Genomic DNA, 4,081 nt, shown 5'->3' on the forward strand with positions numbered 1-4,081 from the left:
AGTCAACGTAAAAGCTTAATTCTATAGCTATTGGGGGTGAACTGACCATGAGATATTTAATTATGATTGTATATTTACTTATCGACCTGCTTAATGGAGCGTGTTCCTATCATAATAATATAAGATAGATAAGTTAATTACTCATAGATATAATAATGGTTTGCTCTTTGTGTTCTTGACCCGTTAGAAAGACCTTGAAAAGATTTTGAGGGGGGGAAAAGACCTTAAAAACACTTAGTAGGCTATTAACCCTAAATGGTTTTATTTTTGATTATTCAATTCATCATTGGAAAATAAAAAAGGTCGCCATATCTTGAAAGTGCTGGCACACTTTCAAGCATATGCAGGTATCACACTACCTACACATACAGCATACGCTGTTATAAGCAACCTTTATATAATTATAGATGATTCTACATCATTTAACAAGTGTAGGTCAGCACTTTTTTGTTTTCCTTTCAACTACTTTGAAAGGAGATAATTACATATGAATTTACGTACTCTTACTGTTTGTAGCATTACTAATTATTTAAGAGTTAAAAAAGATTTTTCAACATATCCACTTATTAGGCTTCAAGGAAAATGGCTTGAAAAGTTAGGTTTTAACATTGGTGACAAGGTACAAGTTATAGAAGATAAGGAACAGTTAATTATTAAGATTATTAAAGATTAGGAGTTGATATTTTATGACTAGAGTAAGATATAGTACTACTTTAGATGAAAATTTATTAAATATGGCAAAGCATAAGGCATCATTGATAGACGGGTTACATGGAGCAAATGACATTATTGAACAGGCTTTAAGGTTTTATTTTCGCAATGCGTCTGTTACCGTTTGGGAGAAAAGCATTAATACCGAAGATGACAACAGGGACAAGCATTTTCAAAAGCTTATTTTAAGGTCTAATAGATTAGTTTTGGAGACTGTACAAGATAGAACTACTATTAAGAAATATGATAGAGAATCAGTTTGTCCCGACTCCCTTAAATTAGGTGGCTGGGATAAGGTTTGGGACATATCTAAGATAATGCCCCATTAATTAGTTATGAAGGGAATAGGATAGTTTATCACTAACAAGAAGATGTTGCATTCTATGTAAAACTGATACTATCCATGTGAAGCTGTCTTATTCCTTTTATATACATTTATTTATCTTATTAAGTTTTTAACTAATGGTTTTAATAATTATTATAGTTATTAGAGCTATTGTTTAAGCATTTAATTCGTACTTTGATAATCGAATATCGTCATTATTTAACTTATCTTTCTTTCTGATTAGAAGATGTAAAAGCTTACTGGACTATCGTTGTACGGCTGTTTATCAACATATCTCATTTTATATATGTGGATATTACTAATAGTTTGATACTGGTGTTGTGGATGTTTGCGTTTTTATTCATCAGAATGGAGTGATACAAATGCACAAGAAACAAATGTATTTATATGTTGGTGTCGATACACACCGTTTGACCCATACTGCTGTAATTATGAATTGCTGGCATGAGATTATTAAATCAATTACTATTAAAAATAAACCTTCGGGATTTAGTGAATTAATGGATTTAGTACGTACTTATGAGATTGTTTATTCTGTTACTGCTGTCTATGGTCTTGAAGATACTAACGGTGTCGGCAGGGCTTTATGTCATTTTCTTATAAATAATAATAAAATAGTTAAGTTTGTTAATTCTTCTCTTAGTTCACAGGAAGCTAAGAAAAACACCACTGTTCATAAAACAGATGAATATGACGCTTTTTGTGTTGCAAAGGTTTTACTTGATGAATTGGATAAACTAGAAGATGTGACAAAAGATAATGGTATTTACTATAAAATCAGTCAGTTAATGACAAGACGTAATAAATTAGTAGACCAAAGAACGTCAGTCATTAATCAGTTACATATACAACTATCTTTTCATTATTATAGTTATAATAAACTCTTTAGCGGTATAGCAAATAAAACTGCTTTAGCCTTTTGGTATGCTTATCCTAGTAGCAAATATTTAAAAGATGTATCTATAGAAGAATTAGGACAATTCCTTAAAAAAGAAAGTCATAACTATTTTACTAATAGTAAGGCAAAAAGCTTATTAGACATTATTAATGAAGATAAAGACATTTTATCTCATGATGATACTAGGTGTTTCCTTATTAAAAGTTATGTGGAAGATATAAGGTATAAACAAAAAGAAATATCATTAATAGATGAATTACTACAAGAATGTATTAATGAATTAGGGGTTAACCTACAATCATTTAATGGTATTGACCTTATTACATCAGCTCAGTTACTATCTGAAATAGGTGATATTAACAGATTTAAGAATTCGGCAAAACTTGCACGTTATTCTGGAATAGCTCCAGTTACTTATAGTTCTGGTAAGACAGAAAAGAACTTTAGAAACCAACGAGGGAACAGGAAATTAAACAGTATTTTCTTTTATATTGCTCTTAGGCAGATATCAGCGAATAGAAATACGGGAACTCCGAGAAATCCTATTTTATATGAATACTATCATAGAAAAGTATCCGAAGGAAAAACAAAATCACAAGCATTAGTTTGTGTATCTAGGCGATTAGTAAATATCGTATTTAATATGTTGAAGTATAAGAAGGAATACACTATTAAACCTATTAATACAAGAAATAATGCTACTGAGAAATGTGGTTAGTATTCAATCTTTGAACACTTCCCATTATCATTATTGACATGAAAATCATAACTAATACAATTAACATAAAAATACCTACTATTTAAAAATACAAAATAGAGTAAAAGTGCAGGTATCCCCATCACCAGAGTATATATTTAGATGTATTATTATAAAAATCAGCTATTAGCCGATATATATTACAGTTATGATATTACATCTATCTATATATGACTATGATCTATAAGTCAACTAATTATGTTAACTTCATTAAGAATAGAGATATTAAAAAATATCTTCAATATAATAGATTTATAGTTATGGATAGTTACCGCGGGGATGGACTAAATCTTTACGCATACGTAGCAAACAATCCTATCAACTATATAGACCCAACAGGTCATGGCAAAGATAGTGGAAATGATTCTTATAATAGTGGAAGTAATTTTGCAGGAGGTCTTCAAAATATGGTCGCTATTGCATGTGGTAGTAGTTTTTGGAGTATTTTTAATGATAAAAATGGGAATGGTATTCCTGATTTTATAGAGCAATATGGGGGTCCTAGTTTTATTAGCGTTCATCAAGAAATGATTACGGAGGAAACGAGTGAAGGTGACGAAACATATGTAACAATAGAACAACTTCAACAAATATACACTAATACTATTGTTACGGATGAGATGATAACTGATTTAAACAGGGCTCTAGTCAAGTATGGTATAACTGATGTTGAAAATATACAACATTTTATTGCCCAAACATGTGTAGAGACTGGTTATGGAAATTCTATAGTTGAAAAAGGTTCTGATAAGTACTTAAATGGGAAAAAATATGGAAAGAAATACAGTGGTGTAGGATATATTCAGATGACTTGGGATTATGGTTATGCGGCTTTTGCTTCATATATGATTTTAGAATCAAATCCAGATTTAAAAGATGTTGCAAAATATAGAAATCCTAAAAGTAATAATAGAGAGACAATATTTAATGAATATAACAAAATAGTTAGTGAAGCTAATAATAGAGGTTATAATATTAGTGCTTATACAGATATTGTTGATGTAGGAAGAGATTATGTTGAAGAAAATTACGCTTGGGAAACAGCAGGATATTATTGGAGTACTAATGGGCTTACAAGTGCAAATAGTAGCACTCCTGTAGATGATGTGACTAAAAGTGTAAACAAATGGACAGATTCATATAAAGCTCGAAGAGATGCTTATGATATAGTTAAACAGTATATTAAATAATCTCTCGGAATCTTGAGAGATCATGTCAGCAAAGCTGACAAAGCACTTTGACAAGTAAATATTGTCTGAATTACAAATAAAAGTAGAAAAATGGGTAAAAGAAATAGACATAACTGCTGTTATGCTTTAAAATAGACTTGTTGTATTTAATTTAGGAGACTTTTTGAATCAACTTTCTC

4 protein-coding genes are annotated in these 4,081 nt (G+C 30.2%); all 4 read left to right on the top strand.

Annotated elements, in window-relative coordinates:
• Window positions 1-487 precede the first annotated feature (487 nt).
• The 4 genes from N4A55_RS07150 (at window position 488) to N4A55_RS07165 (ending at window position 3,902) form a co-directional block, all read left to right on the top strand.
• A complete protein-coding gene (locus tag N4A55_RS07150; RefSeq protein ID WP_293754900.1) occupies window positions 488-673 on the top strand; it encodes a SymE family type I addiction module toxin in 186 nt (61 codons plus the stop codon).
• Window positions 674-686: 13 nt separating this feature from the next.
• Window positions 687-1,040, top strand: a complete 354-nt coding sequence (locus N4A55_RS07155) for a hypothetical protein (RefSeq protein WP_293754902.1) — start codon at window positions 687-689, stop codon at window positions 1,038-1,040.
• 379 nt (window positions 1,041-1,419) lie between these two features.
• Window positions 1,420-2,673 carry an IS110 family transposase gene (locus N4A55_RS07160; RefSeq protein ID WP_293754904.1) on the top strand — a complete coding sequence of 418 codons (1,254 nt, stop codon included), beginning with the start codon at window positions 1,420-1,422 and terminating at the stop codon, window positions 2,671-2,673.
• A 215-nt stretch (window positions 2,674-2,888) separates the two neighbouring features.
• The gene (locus N4A55_RS07165) at window positions 2,889-3,902 is read left to right on the top strand and encodes an RHS repeat-associated core domain-containing protein (protein ID WP_293754905.1); all 1,014 of its coding nucleotides are present in this window, start codon (window positions 2,889-2,891) and stop codon (window positions 3,900-3,902) included.
• Window positions 3,903-4,081: the final 179 nt, after the last annotated feature.

Origin of the sequence: Vallitalea sp., from assembly GCF_025211055.1 — a bacterium.
Lineage (GTDB): Bacteria > Bacillota > Clostridia > Lachnospirales > Vallitaleaceae > Vallitalea.